This window comes from Hymenobacter jeongseonensis, from assembly GCF_015694725.1.
Classification (GTDB): Bacteria; Bacteroidota; Bacteroidia; order Cytophagales; family Hymenobacteraceae; genus Hymenobacter; species Hymenobacter jeongseonensis.
This window is the reverse complement of record NZ_JADQDQ010000005.1, coordinates 25,569-42,408: the sequence shown is the minus strand read 5'-3', so window position 1 is coordinate 42,408 and position 16,840 is coordinate 25,569. Positions and strand designations below refer to the sequence as shown.

Below are 16,840 nucleotides of genomic sequence, written 5' to 3'. Positions count from 1 at the left end.
TTACGGCATCCCCTCGCCGGCCGGAGCGGTTTTGATAGTGCCGCTGTGCAAGGCTAGTCCGATGCCAAGGCGTAAAGCGGAAGAAACGTCACTCTTATTATTGATGAGGTTGGCAAGAAGCAGTCGGCCTAACTGAGCGCGAGAACCCTAGTTAGCCGACACCCGAAAGGCGGCCGGCGTCACGCCCGTTTTGCTTTTGAACAGGCGTGTGAAATACTGCGGGTACTCAAAGCCCAGCCGAAACGCCGTTTCGTTGATGGACAGGTTGGTGGTGAGCAGGAGCTGCTTGGCCTTCTCAATCAGGCGCTGGTGGATGTGCTGCTGGGTGTTTTGGCCCGTGAGGGTGCGCAACATGTCGCTGAGGTAGGCGGGCGAGACGTGCAGCGCATCGGCAAAAAACTGCACGGTGGGCAGCGACGGGCCCTCGTCTTGGGTGAAGTAGGCGGCCAGTAGGGTTTCAAAGCGACTCAGCAGGTCGTGCTCGGCCGTGCGCCGGGTCAGAAACTGGCGGTGGTAGAAGCGGTTGGCGTAGTTGAGCAGCACTTCGAGCTGCGAAATCAGCACGTCCTGGCTGAAGGCGTCGATGGGCTGCTCGTATTCGCCTTTCATGCTGAGCAGCAGGCTGTCGAGCACGCTTTCTTCTTTGGCGGAGAGGTGCAGGGACTCGTGCAGCTCGTAGGAGAAAAAGCCGTAGCTGGCAATTTTCTTGCCTAGCGGGTACTTCAGCAGCAGGTCGGGGTGGAAGACCAGCATCCAGCCGCTGACGTTGGACGTGTCGAGGCTCTCGCTGACCGCGAAAACCTGTCCCGGCCCCACAAAAACCAGCAAGCCTTCGCTGAAGTCGTAGGACTGGTGGCCGTAGTGCATCAGCCCCTTCAGGTCCCGCTTGAGCGAAACGGTGTAGAGCTGCTGCACCACCGGCGTGAGCACCCGCGGCAGGTGGCGGCACAACGACAGGTCGATGAGCGTGAGCAGCGGATGCGCCGGCGCGGGCAAGCCGAAGAACCGCGTGTAATCGGTGACGGTGGCCAACACCCGAATTTCCTTGTTGGGCTGTTTCATGAAATGCTTATTGAAACGTCATGCCGAGCGCAGCGAAGCATCTTGCGTGCTGTCACTAATCAATACGATTGGTTTACTACCACACGCAAGATGCTTCGCTGCGCTCGGCATGACGTTTTTTGGAATCTAATCTTAAACGACTACGTGGTTCTTATTAAAAACCAGCCGGATAAGCGGCACCGGCCGCACTGCCCACCGGCATAATGGCATCCAGCTCGGCCAAATCACTGGGGCTGAGGATGATGCTGGCGGCGGCTACATTGGCTTCCAGGTACTTGCGGCGCTTGGTGCCGGGAATGACCACCACGTCCTGCGCCAGCACCCAGGCCAGCGCCAGTTGTGCGGCCGTGATGTGCTTGGTGTCGGCCATGGTTTTAAGCTTCTCCACCAGGGTAATGTTTTTGTAGAAGTTTTCGCCCTGGTAGCGGGGGAAGAAGCGGCGCGAATCGTTGGCTTCGAAATCGTCGGGGGTTTTGATGTCGCCCGATAAAAAGCCCCGGCCCAGGGGCGAATAGGCCACAAAGCCGATGCCTAAGTCCCGCGTTGCCTGCAGGATGCCTTCTTCCTCCACCTTGCGGTCAAACAGGGAATATTCGGTTTCGAGCGCGGTGATGGGGTGCACCTGGTGGGCGCGCCGCAGCACGTCGGCCGATACTTCGCTCAGGCCCAGGTAGCGCACTTTGCCTTCTTCCACGAGGCGGCTCATGGCCCCCACCGAGTCTTCGACCGGCGTGTTCGGGTCGACGCGGTGCAGGTAGTAGAGGTCGATGTAGTCGGTGCCCAGGTTGCGCAGGGAGCGTTCCACGGACTTGCGCACGTACTCGGGGCGGCCGTTGTAGCCGCCGGTCCACTGCTCCTGGTCGTCTACTTCGAAGCCAAACTTGGTGGCCACAATAAACTGGTCGCGCTTGCCGGCAATGGCTTTGCCCACGAGGCGCTCGTTGTACATGGGTCCGTAGAGGTCGGCCGTGTCCAGCATGGTCACGCCCAGCTCCAGTGCCCGGTGCAGGGTGGCGAGGCTTTCGGCCTCATCGGCCTCGCCGTATACGCTCATGCCGTTTACGCCGCTGGTCATGCCCATGCAGCCCAATCCTTCGACGGGCACTTCCAGGCCCTGGCTGCCTAATGCTACTTTTTTGAGGGTGCTCATTGCGATAATGGGGTAAAAATGAAGTGCTTTGGTACGCCACAAAGGTCCTGGCCAAGCCGGAGCGAAGGCCTATACAAAGCGCGGTTTCTGCAACACAAAACGGAGCGTTAGCTGCCCACCCAGCCGGCGGAAATGGCCCATATCCGGTTCTGGTACGTCCCACATCCGGTATTGGGGCGCTTGCGGGCAGGGGAGGAGGCCACCTTTGGGCCGTACTTCAAACGCCCTCTTTTATGCTTCGTTTTCTGCTGCTCTCCCTCGGCGCGCTGGCCTTGAGCGCACCCTTCGCCTCGGCCCAAACCACTTCCGCACCAGCCCCGGCCTGGACGGACCGCACCCGCGTGCTGCCCGACGAGCTGCGCCGCCTGCCCGTGGGCCTCACGCTCTGGCACACGCCCAACCCCAACCACCTCGAGCCCAACCCGGCCGTGCCCGGCGGCTACGTCTGGAAACACAGCACCGCCATCCGCGCCGAAATCGGCGACCTGCAAATGGTGAGCTGCGGCAGCTACATCTGGCACGATGCCACGGGCTGGAAAACCAACCTGCACGAAACACCCGCCGAATTTGCCGAACTCTTCAACTGCCCCGGCGGCCAGCTGAAGCAGGGCGTTACCTACACGTTTGCCCGCAATTACCGGTACGCCGCCAGCGCCAAAAGCCTGTATGGCGGCGATGCCCTGTGGTTCATCATCGCCAAAGACGCGCAAGGCCGCCTCTACAAAGGCTACGGGCTGATTGAAACCGAAGCCGAGCCCCAATCCCCGAAATAAACCGGCCAAACCCCGCACCACTTCTAATTCTTGACCTCATGAAAATCCTGTCGTTGCTTTCGCTTCTGCTGGCACTGCTCGCGGCCCAGCCCGCCGCCACCACCTACCGCCTCGACCCCGCCGCCAGCACCCTCACCTGGACCGGCCACGCCGAAGTCGGCTCCTGGGCGCCCCAGGGCATCATCCGGCTGCGCGAAGGCCAACTGGTGGCCGATGGCCAAACCGTGCGCCGAGCCCGCGTGGTGTTCGACATGACCAGTATTGCCCACGACCAAGCCCAACTGGCTGAGCACCTGCGCGGCCCCGATTTTTTTGACGCCACCAAATACCCCGCCGCTGTCTTCGAGCTCACAGATTTCAAGGCCGGGCAGGCACGGGGCATGCTCACGCTCAAGGGCCAAACGAAACCCATCGCCTTCCCGGCCACGGTGACAGCCGTGCCCGGCGGTGGCCTGCGGCTCAGCGGTACGGCCACCATCGACCGCACCCTTTTTGGCATCAATTTCAACTCCACCTCTTTCTTCCAGAATCTGGGCAGCTACGCCGTCCGGAATGATTTCCAACTGACTTTTGACGTGGTGGCCCGGTAGCGCCCGGGCCGGTGGTGGCAAACGCTCCGCGGTGGCGCCCGTACAGCAGGGGCTGGTTGGCCTGCCAGTGTCGAGCCTTTACCCATTTGCTATGTCGATTGCCAGGTCTTGGAAAAAAACATGGGGTGGCCCGAAGCAGCAGGCCATGTTGCTGGCGGTGCTGCTGCTGGGGTTCGTGCTGCCCTGGGTTGGATTTGTGCTGCTGGCCCAAAAAGTGTGGACCGGCGGCTTTGCCAGCGACAACGCCATCCTGAAGTTGCTCTACCGCAATGCCTCACCAACCCTGGATGCACTGGCCGTGGCCTTGGCCAACATCGGCGATTCCGAGCCCATGATTGCGCTGGGCGTGGTGGTGGCAGCCGTGCTGGCCCGCCTGCGCTACTGGCGCCAGGCGGGAGTGTTTGTGTTGGCTGTGGGCGGGAGTATGCTCCTCACGCAGGTGCTCAAGGCCCACTTTGCCCGCCCGCGCCCCGACCTCTGGGTGAGCATCAAGCCGGCCCTCACCTTCAGCTTTCCCAGCGGGCACGCCATGGATACCGCGGCGCTGGCCACGGCCGTTACGTTCCTGCTGTGGCAGCACCGGGTGCACTGGCTGGCCTGGCCGTGGCTGCCGCTGTTTGCCCTGGCCGTGGGTTGGTCGCGCATGTACCTGGGCGTGCATTTTCCTTCCGATGTGCTGGCCGGTTGGCTGAGCGCCATAGGGTGGGTTACGGGCGTATTTCTGCTGTTTGCGCCGGCTTTTCGCTTTTATGGGGCTGAACAGGGCCCGGAGCAGGTATCACCCTTGAAGTAAGCGCTAAGCCTGCTGTGGGTTGCTGGCTTCGTACCACACGCAGCGAGTGCCGGCTTCTTCAAATAAATTCCCAGGCCGCAACCCCACTTTCTCCAGAATGCGGCGGGAAGCGGCGTTTTCCACGTCGGCGTAGGCGCAGATGCGCGGCAGCTTCATGGTTTCAAAGCCGTAGCTGAGCCAGGCCTGGGCGGCCTCGTATCCGTAGCCCTGGCCCCAGAAGCCCGGCCGGAAACGGTAGCCGAGGTCGTAGAAGTTTTGCAGCCCGTTTACTGGCCCGGCCACCAGCTTCAACCCCGCCCAGCCCATAAACTCGCCGGTGGCGCGCAGCAGCACCGCCCAGCGCCCAATGCCCACGGCCGCATACTGCGCCTGGATGAAGCGAATCATGTCTAGGCTCTGCGCCGGCTCGGTCAGAATATGGCCCCCAATGCCACCCAGGTAGCGGTGCACGGCCGGGTCAGAATCCAGGGCAAACATGCCGGCCGTGTCGGCATCCGTTAAGGGGCGAAAGTGCAGGTGGGCGGTATCAAAAGACTGCATTGCGGAAGTGGATATACGGTTTAGGGCGTCACAATCAGGCGCTGGTGCTGCTCGCTGGCTTCGGCCACGTACACGCCGGGCGCCACCGGGCGGTTTTGGTCGTCACGGCCGTTCCAGGCCAGGGAATGAGGGCCGGGAGAGGTATCGAGGCTGAACACGCGCACCACGTCGCCCTGCGCGTTGCGAATGAGCAGGAGCACCGGCGCGTCGGCCGTGCCTGCGGCATGCCGGGTGTAGCGCAACGTGGTACCGCGAGGGCCGAAAGTGCGGCTACCGGGTGCTTCTAAGGTCAGGGTTTCGGGGTCGGCGGCGGTGGGTTCGGCAATGAGTTTCAGTCCGCGCAGGCTCACCGTCGCGCCGGCTTTTATCCGAAAACGAACCTCCAGTTCGTGGCGGACCGGGTCGTAGCTCGAAATGTCGGCAGCGGCCTGTTCCTTATCGAGGTAGATGGCCGTGGGTGGAGCCGCCACGCGCTGCACCAGCAGCCGCACCAGTCGGGATGCGGGCTGCCCGGCATAGCTGCCCTGGCAACTCAGTACCACGTCGGTTTGGCCGGCGGTGTGGGTGCCGCGCATAGTCAGGGTTTCGAACTGCTTTTGTGCCAATGCGCGGGCCGAATGACCGTCATCGTCGTACATCGTAAACTCCGACTGCGGTGTGCTGGGGTCGGGGTAGTAGCGCAGCAGGAGGGTATCGGGCCGGTATTGGGCGGTGCTGGGGCGGTAGGGAGTTGTGGGCAGGAAAGCGCCGGCCCGCACCAGCAGCGGTGCGTGGGCCAGCGGCGCCGCCACGCCCACCGTGCGCCCGCCGGGGTAGGTGAGGTTGGAATGGTAGTCTATCCAGTTGCCGCCGGGCAGTACCACGTTGCGGCGGCGCTGGCTGGGGTTGAGCACGGGCGCCACCAGCAGGTTGGGGCCGAGCAGGTATTGGTCGTTGAGCGTGGCCAATTGGGTAATGTCCGCCTCGTCTGATGGCGCGGCGGACGGTTGTATTCTTCCATCAGGAGCAGTTGTGGCTGCCGTGGCGTCGGCCGCTGTCTGCCCAATGGTAGCGGCTTGCTGTTGAAAGGAAATGTCGGCGCCAAAATCCATCGTTCGCGCCAATGGTGCTCCCGAAAGGGTATTCTGCCAAGCCAACGTGTACAAATACGGCAGCAACTGGTAGCGCAATTGCACGGCGTTGCGCACGCTGCTTTTATAGGGGTTGGGATAGTAGTACGGCTCCGGCGGCACGCCCTCGCCGTGGGGCCGCAGAATGGGGCAGAGACTGGCCATTTGCAGCCAGCGAGTGTACAATTCGCTGTCGATGCCGCCCACGCAGAAGCCGCCCGCATCGGAGTGCATGTAGCCCACGCCGCCCTGGCCCATGCCGAGCATCACGGGAATCTGGGCCTGGTAGCCGCTCCAGGAACGCTGGATGTCGCCCGACCACGGAAACACTGAGTTGCGCTGCATGCCCGCCCAGCCCGAGCGCGCCAGGTTGAACACCCGCTCATCGGGGAATTCCTGGGAGTAATTGTCTTGGATAATCCGGGCCCATTCCTGGCCGTAGGCGTTGTGCACGGCCCGGGCGGGTCCGGTTGCGTGGCGCATGGCTTCGGGGTGGTTTTCGGGCTCGCCGAGGTCCGACCACCAGCCGGCGGCGCCCTGGTCGTGCAGGCGCCGGTACTGGGCCCACATCCAACTTCGGGTTTTGGGCTTGAACACGTCGAGGATGCTGGCCGGCCCGGCCCAGAACGAGCCCACCGTGAACGGCCGGCCCATGGACGTGGTGCCCACCAGGCCCTGGGTGCGTACGAGGCTGTCGTTGCGCGAGGTGCGCATCACGTAGGGCTCCGAAATCAGGATGGTTTTGATGCCCTGCTGCTTCAGGCGGCTCATCATGCCGGCCGGGTTGGAGAATTTTGCGCCGTCCCAATCAAAATCGCCCTGCCGCTTGGTGCCGCCAAACCAATAAAGGTCCAGCACCAGCGCATCGAGCGGGAAGTTTTCGCGGCGCATGCGGGTGGCCACCTGCTGCATTTCCGCATCGGTTTTGTAGCCGAAACGGCTTTGGATGAGGCCCAGCGCCCAGCGCGGCGGCAGCGGCTGGCGCCCGGTGAGGGCGGTGTAGCGCTCCAGAATTTCGGCCTGGTCGCGGCCCGTTATCACGAAGTAGCTGAGCGACGTCAGGTTCTCGGCGCCGTATTCCAGTACGTTTTTGTCGGTTTTGCCCAGGTCGAGGTAGCCGGGCGCGTGGTGGTCAAAAAACAGCATGTAGCCCCGGCTGCTGAGCACCGTGGGCAGCGTGATATTGAGGTTAGGCTCGCCGTTGCCGAAACCGTAGTGTGCCTGATTATACAGCTCGAGGCGGTAGCCGCGCCGGTTCACGGGCAGGGCGCGGGAGCCGGTGCCGTAGAGCCGCTCGCCCGGCGCGAGGCGGAAGCGCACGGCCGTGCCGCCGGGGGCGAAGGTGGCAGCCGCAGCCGAGGTACCAGCCACAGCAGGCGTTTGGGCTACTTGGCGAAAAGCTCCAGCCGCTTCAGATACCAGCGTGTCAGTGCCTCTGAGGATGCTGATACGCAGAGGTTGCTTTTTGACGACAATGTTTAAATCATCGGGAAGTGATAACTTCAGAAAATTGGCCGTATTTCTTTCTTGATATTGCTCAGCTCCAGCCGACTGTGGAAATTGAATCACGCTCACTGAGCTGTCGGAATCAAAGCTGCGGCCTGGGGTGAAATAGTTAATTTTAATAACGCCAGCAGCCAAAGGCCTTATTTGTAAGGTGCTTCCGTCAGAAGATTTAATTCGTAAACTATAAATGATAGATGCGTAATCGGCATCTTGGCCGTGTCCAGGTGCTACCGGCTCCTGTGTTTCTATGGTTGTAGAATGCGACTGATACCGCCCGCCCGCCACTGCCCGCGCCGGCACCACGCGCCGCCCAAACGGGTCGTTGCTCGGGCGGCCTTGGCCTACGCGTTGGGCCTGCACGCCAAGCGCCGGGCACAAGACAAGCAGCCCCGAGAGGAGTAGAAAAATGCTTTGGAAACGGGGATTTGGGCTCATCCAATGCAGAGAAGGAGGGAAGGCGGCAAGTTACGGTTGGGGGCACACATACCGAATAGCCGGTTAGCTGCGTAAACCATCGGCAACGAAAGCTGCTTTCTGGGCTTTCCTGCATTTCAACCTAGCTATTATTATGGCATCCAAATCCGCTGCCTCTCCCTACGCCGCTATTTTCATTGATTTTGAAAACATCTATTACTTCCTCAAAAACCACTTTCAGGACCCGCCCGAGCTCAACGACTACGTGCTCGACATTGTCCGCACGCTGCGCGAACAGCTGCACGCCAAAGGCTTGGATTCCTTAATCAGCTACGCCTACGCCGATTTTGAGCGCCTGGCCACCGCGCCCCAGGGCGCCCTCTACCTCATGGGGGTGAGCACCCGCAACGTGCTGGGCACCGACCACAAAAACGCCGCCGACATGCAGCTGTGCATCGACGCGCTGGAGGTGATGTACACCCGGCCCGACATCGGCACCTTCGTGCTCGTGGCCGGCGACCGGGACTACATTCCCCTGCTGCAGCACCTGCGCCGGCAGGCCCGGCAGGTGCTGGTGGCGGGCTTCCGCGAGTCCGTTTCCGGCGATTTGCTCCAGAACATCGGGGCCGAAAACTTCCTCGACGCCCGCGACCTGCTGGCGCCCGAGAGCGTGGCGCAACTGGAAAAACGCCGCGCCGACCGCCAGCGCAAACCCGACGACAGCCGCCGCCCGCGGGAGCAAGGCCCCGCCCTGGCCCCCGATGCGGACCGCACCAAGGGCGCCACGCCCGAGGCCGGGCCCGGCGCCCCGCGCCCCGCTGGGCCAGCTTCGGCCCGGCCCGGAACCACCCGCCTGCTCGATGAAGTGCCCGAATTTGCGCCCAGCCAGCTGCTGAGCATCGACAGTGAGCTCCGCACGCTGGCTTTCATGCTCAAAGAGTTCCAGAAGCTCGCGGCCAAGCAGCAGCGGCCGGTGCGCGAGCTTTGGCTGGGCCCGTTTATGCGGCTGCTGGCCGATGAGCTGCCTGAACTGCCCGACTACGAGCGCCGCGACCTGCTCAACAAGCTGCGCGAAGCCGGCGCCATCCGCATCGAAAAGCGGGAGGGCGAGCCCCACCCGTTCTCGGTAATTGTGCTGAATTACAGCCATCCCAACGTGCAGCAACTCCAGCCGAGCGAGGCACCCGGGAACTAAGTGCCGGTTTCGAACTGCTTTCAGGAGTGCCGGTTTTTGCAAGATGCGCTTGCTTAGGGCCTCGTTTTTAACGGCCTTGCTTCCTCAGCAAACCCGGTAAACCTTTGTGTGATATAGACCTTCCCACCCATCCCAACGCCTCGTTCCTGCGCATGTTACACTCACCTTTTTTAGGCAAACAGCAGCTGGCCAATGCGCTGCTCGCCCTTAGTCTTGCTGCCTTTATGACCCCAACGCCCAGCTCTGCCCAAACCGCGGCGGTGGCCACCGCCGCTTCCGCCACTGCCACCAATCCGCTGCTGGCTCCCTGGGCCGGCCCCTACGGTGGCGTGCCAGGCTTCGATAAGGTAAAAGTGGAGCATTTCAAGCCGGCTTTGGAAGCGGCAATGGCCGAAAACCTGCGCGAAATCGATGCCATTGCCACCAACAAGCAGGCCACTACTTTCGAAAATACCATCGCCGCGCTCGAGCGGGCCGGCCAGCGGCTGGACGAAGTGCAGACCGTATACGGCATCTGGTCGGGCACACTGAGCAGCCCCGAAGTGCAGGCCATTCAGCGTGAAATGGCGCCCCGGCTGGCGGCTTTCTCCGACCAAATCAACCAGAACGAAGCGCTGTTTAAGCGCGTGGAAGCGGTGTACAACTCGCCCGAAAAAGCCAAGCTTACGCCCGAGCAGCAGCGCCTTTCCTGGCTGTACTACAATAACTTGGTGCGGGCCGGCGCCAAGCTCGATGCCAAAGCCAAAACGCGCTTATCGGAAATCAACCAGCAGTTGGCGGGCCTGTTCACCAAGTTCAGCCAGAACGTGCTGGCCGATGAAACGGACTCCGTACTGGTGCTGAAAACCACCGCCGATTTGGTGGGCCTGCCAGTTTCGTTGCGCGACGACGCGGCCGCGGCGGCCACGTCCCGCAAGCTGACCGCGGCGGGCGTCATCACCAACACCCGCTCGTCCATCGAGCCGTTTCTCACTTATTCGGACCAGCGCAAGCTGCGCGAAAAAGCCTGGCGCATGTTCTACAACCGCGGCGACAACGGCGGCGTGCACGACAACAACGCTATTATCAGTCAAATCCTGCAGCTCCGGGCCGAGCGCGCCAAGCTGCTGGGCTACAAAACCCACGCCCACTGGCGCCTCGACAACACCATGGCCAAAACGCCGGAAGCGGCCATGGCCCTGATGGAGCAGGTGTGGACGCCCGCCGTGGCCCGGGTGAAGCAGGAAGTGGCCGACATGCAGGCCCTGGCCCGCAAAGAAGGGGCGGGCGCTAATTTCAAAATTGAGCCCTGGGACTACCGCTACTACGCCGAGAAAGTGCGCAAAGCCCGCTACGACCTCGACCAGAACGAGGTGAAACAGTACCTGCAACTCGACAAGATGCGCGAAGGCATGTTCTGGGTAGCCGGCGAGCTGTTCAATTTCAATTTCAGCCCCATCACCAACGTGCCCGTGTACCACCCCGACGTGAAGGTGTGGGAGGTGAAAGACAAAACCACCGGTCAGCATGTGGGCCTGTGGTATTTCGACCCCTACGCCCGCACCGGCAAGCGCTCCGGCGCCTGGATGAATGCCTACCGCAACCAGCAGCGCCTGGACGGCCAGCCCGTGACCACCATCGTTTCCAACAACTCCAACTTCGTGAAAGGCAAGGAAGGCGAGCCCACGCTCATTTCCTGGACCGATGCCACCACGCTGTTTCACGAGTTCGGCCACGCCCTGCACGGCTTGTCTTCTAACGTGACGTACCCGTCGCTCTCGGGCACCAGCGTGGTGCGCGATTACGTGGAATTCCCCTCGCAGGTGCTCGAAAACTGGCTGCCCACGCCGCAGGTGCTCCAGCGTTTCGCGGTGCATTACCAGACCGGCAAGCCCATCCCGCAGGCGCTGGTCGACCGCATCGAGAAAGCGTCGACCTTCAACCAGGGCTTCGAAACCACCGAATTCCTGGCCAGCGCCCTCATCGATATGAAGCTGCACCTGGCCGGCGACCAGAAAATCGACGCCGATAAGTTTGAGCGCGAAACCCTGGCCCACCTCGGCATGCCCCGCGAGATTGTGATGCGCCACCGCACGCCGCAGTTTTCGCACGTTTTCTCCTCCGATGGCTACTCGGCGGGCTACTACAGCTACCTGTGGTCGGTGGTGCTGGCGGCCGATGCCTACAGCGCCTTCACCGAGGCCGGCGGCCCCTACGACAAGGCCGTGGGCCAGCGCCTGACCAAGAATATATTCTCCATCGGCAACACCGTGGACCCGGCCCAGGCCTACCGCAACTTCCGGGGCCGCGACCCCAAAATTGATGCCCTGATGCGTGAGCGAGGCTTCCCCATGGCGGCCGCCAAAAAAGCCAGCGCGGCCCCGGCCAAATCGGTGAAAAAAGCGGCTGGGAAGAAGAGCTAGCTTGGCCAGACCAGCAGGTCAATTCTCATACACGCCCTTAATTTGAAAGGGTTTGGTGGGTTTTTCGTTGGAGTGAAAGACCAAAATGTTGTTCGTTCGTAATTTAACAAGTGCGGGCGGCGCGTGTTGGTACCCCATAATTCCACCTTTTAGGCTCAACTACTATGGACAATTCGCAATCACAAAGCCGCCAGGGCACCAGCCAGCTCGATGCTACCCTCAACGCCTTGCAAGGCGGCTTGGCCAGCGCGGCCGGGGTGGCCGGCCCCACCATTTCGGGCTGGATTAAAACCCTGCAAGGCACGCCCCAGCTAGCGGGCATCACGGCGGAGCTGCAAAGCCTGCACGACACGCTGCGCAGCGGCGCTTCCGATACCGGCGCGCTGGCCCAAAGCCTGAGTACCCTGGGCGAACACACCACCAAAGCCGCCGAAACGGCCACGCCCGACGCCCAAGCCAAACTGCGCGAGCTGGGCCAGGCGCTGAGTTCGGCAGCCGGCCAACTGCGCGCCTAGCACCACCTTGCAGCCCCGCAAAAGCTGAAAAGGCGCTTCGTTGCTAGTGAGCGCGGCGTTTTTTGCGCGGCAAGTTGCTTGGTAAATAGAGGCCCATTCCTGAAGCCCGGCCCAAAGCCGCAGGCTGTAAAATTGGCTTTTTGCCTGTGCTCCTGCGTACCTTCGCGGCTGCAAGCCCTGGCTTAGCGGCCCTGCTTGGTGGGGGCGCAGCGCGGTTGGGCCGAACTTTCAACTCCCTCCATTCCTCCCATGAGCTTTATTTCCGAAGTAGAATCCAGCATTCAAGCCATTTTCGCTGCTATCGGCAGCGGTTTTCAGAATGACCCGGCTGCGGGATACAACCAGATTGATAACTGGATTCAACACCTGCGCTCGACCAACGAGCCCACGATGCGCCCCATCGTGCAGGAACTGGAAGCACTGCGTGGCTTTATTGACAACAACAACGCCGCCGGCATGGCCGAAGCCTTCCAGAACCTGGGCGAGATGACGGCTCAGGCTGCCCTGTCGGTGCACAGCTTCAGCGGCGAGGGCGACAAAGCCCGCGAAATCAGCCAGAAGCTGACCGCCGCCGCCGGCAACCTCCGCCTGGTAGCCCGGATGCCCGCTGCTCATTAATTTTAGCCGGATTTATTACGAAAAAGGGACCGGCAGCGGGCCGCGATTAGCGGCCCGCTGCCGGTCCCTTTTTGTTGCCTGAATTCCTGCTGGGGCTAGTTGCTTGTGCGCAAGGAGATGCCGTGTTCCACCAATGACCGCAGCGCTGCTTCCGAAAAGCCTTCCAGGGCCAGTAACTCAGCATACGGGTCTGGGCCATTCAATCCCAGGGCTATAGCAAAAGCCGGTTCGGTTTTGATACCAACGGCTCGCTGGGCTTGCACCCGCGCCCGAAATTCAGCCCCGCCAGCCTGTAGCAGCCGGTGCTCGATGCACAAATGCCGGTAGCCGTGCTGCCGCTCGCTGGGCAGCGGCTGGCCGAATACTTCCACCAGCAAGCCGTGCGCCGAGAAGGCCGTGACGCTGCTGGCCAGCCCCTGGCGCACCGTGCGCCACTGCGCAAACTGCGCCTGCTCGCCGTAATGCGCCGCCAGCAAGGCTTCGAAGGGCGCGAAATCGTGCACCTCACACACCAGGTCCAGGTCGCTGCCGGGCTGTTGCAGGTCCAGCGGAAACGTGCCGACCAGCCGCGGGGTGTAAGCCCCCAGCACTGCCATTAGGTCCAGCGCACCCAGCACTTGGTAGGCTTGGCGCTGCGCGGCGGTGCCGTGCTGCAGGTACGCGAGATTTTGGAAGGGAAGCATTAGTGCCAAACGGCTTATTTATTAACCCAATTAACCCAATTAACGCAACAACGGCCCCAAACGCATGAGTTTGGGGCCGTTGTCATTTAGGTCAGGTCGCGCGCTAGTCGAAGATGTAGCGCAGGCCGAGCTGAGCGCGCCAGCGGCTGTTCAAGTCGGTGTTGTTGATGAAGGTCTGGTTGCCGCCGCGGAACTGGTAGGTTGGGGTGTTGGACGTTGCCGTTGGGTAAGCAGTTTCGATGAAGCGGTTGTTGGCAAACACGCGGCGCACGCCCCAGTCCGAGTTTATCAGGTTACCGAGGTTCTGCACGTCGAGGCTGAGCTGCAGGGTGTGCTTGCGCTCCCCGGCCGTGACGGTGAAGTCCTGAAGCAGCTTGGCGTCGAGCTGGGTGTACCAGGGGCTAATGGCGCCGTTGCGCTCGGCGTACTGGCCGCGGCGCGAGTTCAGGTAGTCGTCTTGCCGAATGTAGGCGTCGAGTTGCTGGTACTGCTGGTCGGCCGAAACGAGCACCACCGGGTTGGGGCCGGTCGAAACGATATCCACCAGGTTAATCTGGCTGCGCGCGTTGGGCACAAACAGCAGGTCGTTGCCCACGATGTTGTCGCGGTTCAGGTCGCCGGCGTAAGTGTAGGAAAAGCGGTTGCCCTGGGCGGCTTCAAAGAAGAAGCTCAGCGTGGTGGCCAGCTTGTTGTCGGCGTAGGCAAAGCGCTTGCCGGCCGCCCCAATAATGCGGTGCTGCAGGCCAAAGTCGCTGTAGGCCAGCTCGGGCTGGTTGGCGTTGCCCACCACCGGGTTGCGCTGGAAGGCGTCGGCGGCAATCTCGCCGGGGTTCGAGGTCACGTCCTTGGCCTTCGAGTAAGTGTAAGCAGCGGAGAGAAACAGGCCGTTGGTGAAGTCCTTTTTCAGCTGGCCGGTCACGCTGTACTGGTAGCCTTTCTTGGTGTTTTCGAGCACGATAACGCCCGCGTCGAGGAAGCTGAACTGGCCGTCGGGGCCGGAGAAGCCGGGCGTGATGCGCGGGCCGGCGGCCGGGTAAATCAGGCGGTTGTCGGCGCCTTGCAGGCGCTCGGTGGGCGTCACGAGGTTGTAGTTGCGGTGAATAGCCGCGTTCAAATCCTTGGTGTAAATGCCTTCCAGCGTGGCCACCACGCCGCCGGGCAGCTGCTGGTCGATGGCCAGGTTGGAGCGCCACACCTGCGGAAACTTGAAGTCGCGGGCCGTGCCGTTTATCTGGAAAGTGTAGCCGGCGTCAAACTGCGCGTTCGAGGCTTGGTTGGAAATCCACACAAAGGGAATGCGGCCCGTGAAAATGCCCGTGCCGCCGCGCAGCTGCGTGGTGAGGGCGCTTTTGTTCAGGGCGTAGTTGAAGCCCACGCGGGGCGAGAACAGGGGCTTTGCCTTCGGAAACTCGGTGACGTCCACCCGGGCTGGCTGGCCGTTGGAGTCCAGCAGCGGCGCGTTGAGCACCTGCTCGTTCTGGGCCACGTCGGTGCTGTAGATGGGCATGTCGGCGCGCAGGCCGATGGTCAGCTTGAAATCTGGCGTCACGTTCCACTCGTCCTGGGCATAGAGGCCGAGCTGGGCCACGTCCACGTCCACGCCCTTCAGCGGGCGCTGGCCGCCGGCGGTGGCAATGGCGTTGAGGTCCACGAAGTCGGGATTGGTGCGGTCCGTTACCTGGAAGAAGCGGTTGATGTCGAGGCCGCCGAAGAAGGGGTAGCCGTAGCGCTGCAGGTTGAAGGCGTTGAAGAAGCTGAACCGCTCGTAGGTGAGGCCGCCCGTGAGCACGTGGGCGCCGGCAAAGTAGCTCAGGTTGTCCGTGAACTGCGTGATATTCTGGTTCAGCACGTTGTTGGCCGAAAACTGCTCGGTGCCCACGCTCACGTAGGTCGTGCCGTTGCGGGTGATGTCAATTTGGGGAAACAGCTTGGCGTCGGGCAGCTCGCGGAAGTCGCGGAACGCCGAATAGCTCAGCTGGGCCTTGTTGCTGAACTTCTCGCCGAAGCGCGAATTCAGTTCGCCCACCACCGAGTTCAGGTTGTTATTAATGGTGTAGCCCGAGTTCGAATACTGCAGGGTGTTCACGCCCTGCACCCGCGACGATGGCGCGATAGCAATGGGGTGGGGGCCCTGCTCCCGGAAGCTCTTCAGGTAGTTGTAGCGCAGCGAGAAAGTGTTTTTGTCGTTGATGTTCCAGTCCAGCTTGGCCAGAAACTTGTCGCTCGACGTGCGGTAGGTAAAGTCCTGAAAGGTGCCCGGGTCGTAACCGTACACGTCCACTAGGCGCTGCCGGATGGCGATTAAGTCGCTGGCCAGCACCCGGCTCACGCCGCTGGCCTGGCCGTTGAGGGCCGCCTGGGCTTCGGCGTCGCTGCTGGCCGGCCGGAAGGTGAGGCCCGGGTCGTCGCGTCGCGTGATTTCGGCGTTAGTGAAAAAGAACAGCTTGTTCTGCAGAATGGGGCCACCCAGCGAGAACCCGGTCTGGTTGAATTTGAGGTCGGGGTTGCGCACGGTTTCGCCGCTCACCTTCTCACCAATAAGGTTTTCATTGCGGAAAAACGTATAGGCCGTGCCCCGGAAGGCGTTGGTGCCGCTCTTGGTCACGGCGTTCACGCCGGCCCCCGTGAAGCCGCCCTGGCGCACATCGTAGGGCGCGAGGCTCACCTCCAGCTGCTCGATGGCGTCGATGGACACCGGCTGCGAGTTGGTTTGGCCGCCGGGCGTGGGCGCGTCCAGGCCGAAGGAGTTGTTGAAGATGGAGCCGTCGAGTGAGAAGTTGTTGTACAGCGTGTTGCGGCCCCCAAAGCTCAGGCCGCTGCTCTGCGGCGTGAGGCGCGTGAAGTCCTCCTGCGAGCGGCTGATGGTGGGCAGCGTGCGGATGGCCGCGTTGTTGATGTTAGTAGAAGCGCCGGTTCGGTCCTTGTTGATGATGCCGTCGCGGTTGCCGCGCACCACCACCTCGTCGAGGGCACGGCCTTCTTCGGCCAGCGTCACGTTCACCTCAAACGTCTTGCCCAGTGCCAGCTGGATATCGCCCTGCACATAAGTGGCGAAGCCCACGAAAGACACCTTGATTTCGTAGGGCCCGCCGATGCGCATGTTCAGCAGGTCAAACTGGCCGTTGTCGCGCGTGGCCGTGCCGTAGGGCGTGCCGGTGGGCAAGTGGGTGGCCAGCACCGTAGCGCCGGGCAGCGGCTGCCCTTTGCTGTCCAGAATCACGCCCTTCATGGCGGCGGTGGTTACGCCTTGAGCGGCGGCAACGTGGCCATTAGCCAGCAACACCCAGCCCAGCAGCAGAAAAAAGTAATGTTTCGGTTTCATAGAAGTACGTTTTTTGGTTACCAGAAAAGACCCTCCCTGAATTCGGCCGCAAAAGCAAATGCATCAGTTAATGAGGCAAGTATCATCTATTTAACAGCAGCAAATGATAACGCAAAGGTGAATTGAGCTTGATATGAGCCGGGTATATGCAGCAGTTGTCGGGGCTAC

Annotated in this window: 14 protein-coding genes; 8 read left to right on the top strand and 6 right to left on the bottom strand. The window is 62.0% G+C overall.

Features of this window, described 5'->3' with window-relative positions:
* Positions 1-147 precede the first annotated feature (147 nt).
* Complete coding sequence (locus I2I05_RS11975) at positions 148-1,062, bottom strand: helix-turn-helix domain-containing protein (RefSeq protein WP_196282499.1); 915 nt, start codon at positions 1,060-1,062, stop codon at positions 148-150.
* A 154-nt stretch (positions 1,063-1,216) separates the two neighbouring features.
* Positions 1,217-2,212, bottom strand: coding sequence for an aldo/keto reductase (locus I2I05_RS11970; protein WP_196282498.1), 996 nt, complete (start codon positions 2,210-2,212; stop codon positions 1,217-1,219).
* Positions 2,213-2,445: 233 nt separating this feature from the next.
* Here I2I05_RS11970 and I2I05_RS11965 point away from each other — a divergent pair, with 233 nt between their 5' ends.
* The 3 genes from I2I05_RS11965 (at position 2,446) to I2I05_RS11955 (ending at position 4,368) form a co-directional block, all read left to right on the top strand.
* Positions 2,446-2,985 (top strand): hypothetical protein, encoded by a 540-nt coding sequence (locus I2I05_RS11965; RefSeq protein ID WP_196282497.1) that lies wholly within the window; start codon positions 2,446-2,448, stop codon positions 2,983-2,985.
* Positions 2,986-3,023: 38 nt separating this feature from the next.
* Positions 3,024-3,575: a YceI family protein gene (locus I2I05_RS11960; protein WP_196282496.1), complete on the top strand. Its 552-nt coding sequence runs from the start codon at positions 3,024-3,026 to the stop codon at positions 3,573-3,575.
* A 91-nt stretch (positions 3,576-3,666) separates the two neighbouring features.
* Positions 3,667-4,368, top strand: a complete 702-nt coding sequence (locus tag I2I05_RS11955; protein ID WP_196282495.1) for a phosphatase PAP2 family protein — start codon at positions 3,667-3,669, stop codon at positions 4,366-4,368.
* 3 nt (positions 4,369-4,371) lie between these two features.
* Here I2I05_RS11955 and I2I05_RS11950 read toward each other — a convergent pair whose 3' ends face one another.
* Positions 4,372-4,908 carry a GNAT family N-acetyltransferase gene (locus I2I05_RS11950; protein ID WP_196282494.1) on the bottom strand — a complete coding sequence of 179 codons (537 nt, stop codon included), beginning with the start codon at positions 4,906-4,908 and terminating at the stop codon, positions 4,372-4,374.
* Between the two features lie 20 nt (positions 4,909-4,928).
* Positions 4,929-7,808 carry a TIM-barrel domain-containing protein gene (locus I2I05_RS11945; protein ID WP_394368729.1) on the bottom strand — a complete coding sequence of 960 codons (2,880 nt, stop codon included), beginning with the start codon at positions 7,806-7,808 and terminating at the stop codon, positions 4,929-4,931.
* Between I2I05_RS11945 and I2I05_RS11940 the strand changes: the two genes are divergently transcribed.
* From I2I05_RS11940 to I2I05_RS11920, 5 genes are all read left to right on the top strand, one after another.
* Positions 7,782-7,925: a hypothetical protein gene (locus I2I05_RS11940; protein WP_196282492.1), complete on the top strand. Its 144-nt coding sequence runs from the start codon at positions 7,782-7,784 to the stop codon at positions 7,923-7,925. The genes I2I05_RS11945 and I2I05_RS11940 overlap by 27 nt on opposite strands.
* A 166-nt stretch (positions 7,926-8,091) precedes the next feature.
* Positions 8,092-9,132 carry an NYN domain-containing protein gene (locus I2I05_RS11935; RefSeq protein WP_196282491.1) on the top strand — a complete coding sequence of 347 codons (1,041 nt, stop codon included), beginning with the start codon at positions 8,092-8,094 and terminating at the stop codon, positions 9,130-9,132.
* A 224-nt stretch (positions 9,133-9,356) separates the two neighbouring features.
* Complete coding sequence (locus I2I05_RS11930) at positions 9,357-11,534, top strand: M3 family metallopeptidase (RefSeq protein WP_196282490.1); 2,178 nt, start codon at positions 9,357-9,359, stop codon at positions 11,532-11,534.
* 164 nt (positions 11,535-11,698) lie between these two features.
* Entirely contained in the window at positions 11,699-12,049 is a 351-nt protein-coding gene (locus I2I05_RS11925) for a hypothetical protein (protein ID WP_196282489.1), read from the top strand.
* A 249-nt stretch (positions 12,050-12,298) separates the two neighbouring features.
* A complete protein-coding gene (locus I2I05_RS11920; RefSeq protein WP_196282488.1) occupies positions 12,299-12,667 on the top strand; it encodes a hypothetical protein in 369 nt (122 codons plus the stop codon).
* A 95-nt stretch (positions 12,668-12,762) separates the two neighbouring features.
* On the opposite strand, the gene I2I05_RS11915 is transcribed toward I2I05_RS11920, so the two are convergent.
* Complete coding sequence (locus tag I2I05_RS11915; RefSeq protein WP_196282487.1) at positions 12,763-13,350, bottom strand: DUF4269 domain-containing protein; 588 nt, start codon at positions 13,348-13,350, stop codon at positions 12,763-12,765.
* A gap of 103 nt (positions 13,351-13,453) precedes the next feature.
* Positions 13,454-16,672, bottom strand: coding sequence for a TonB-dependent receptor (locus I2I05_RS11910; RefSeq protein WP_196282486.1), 3,219 nt, complete (start codon positions 16,670-16,672; stop codon positions 13,454-13,456).
* Between the last annotated feature and the right edge of the window lie 168 nt (positions 16,673-16,840).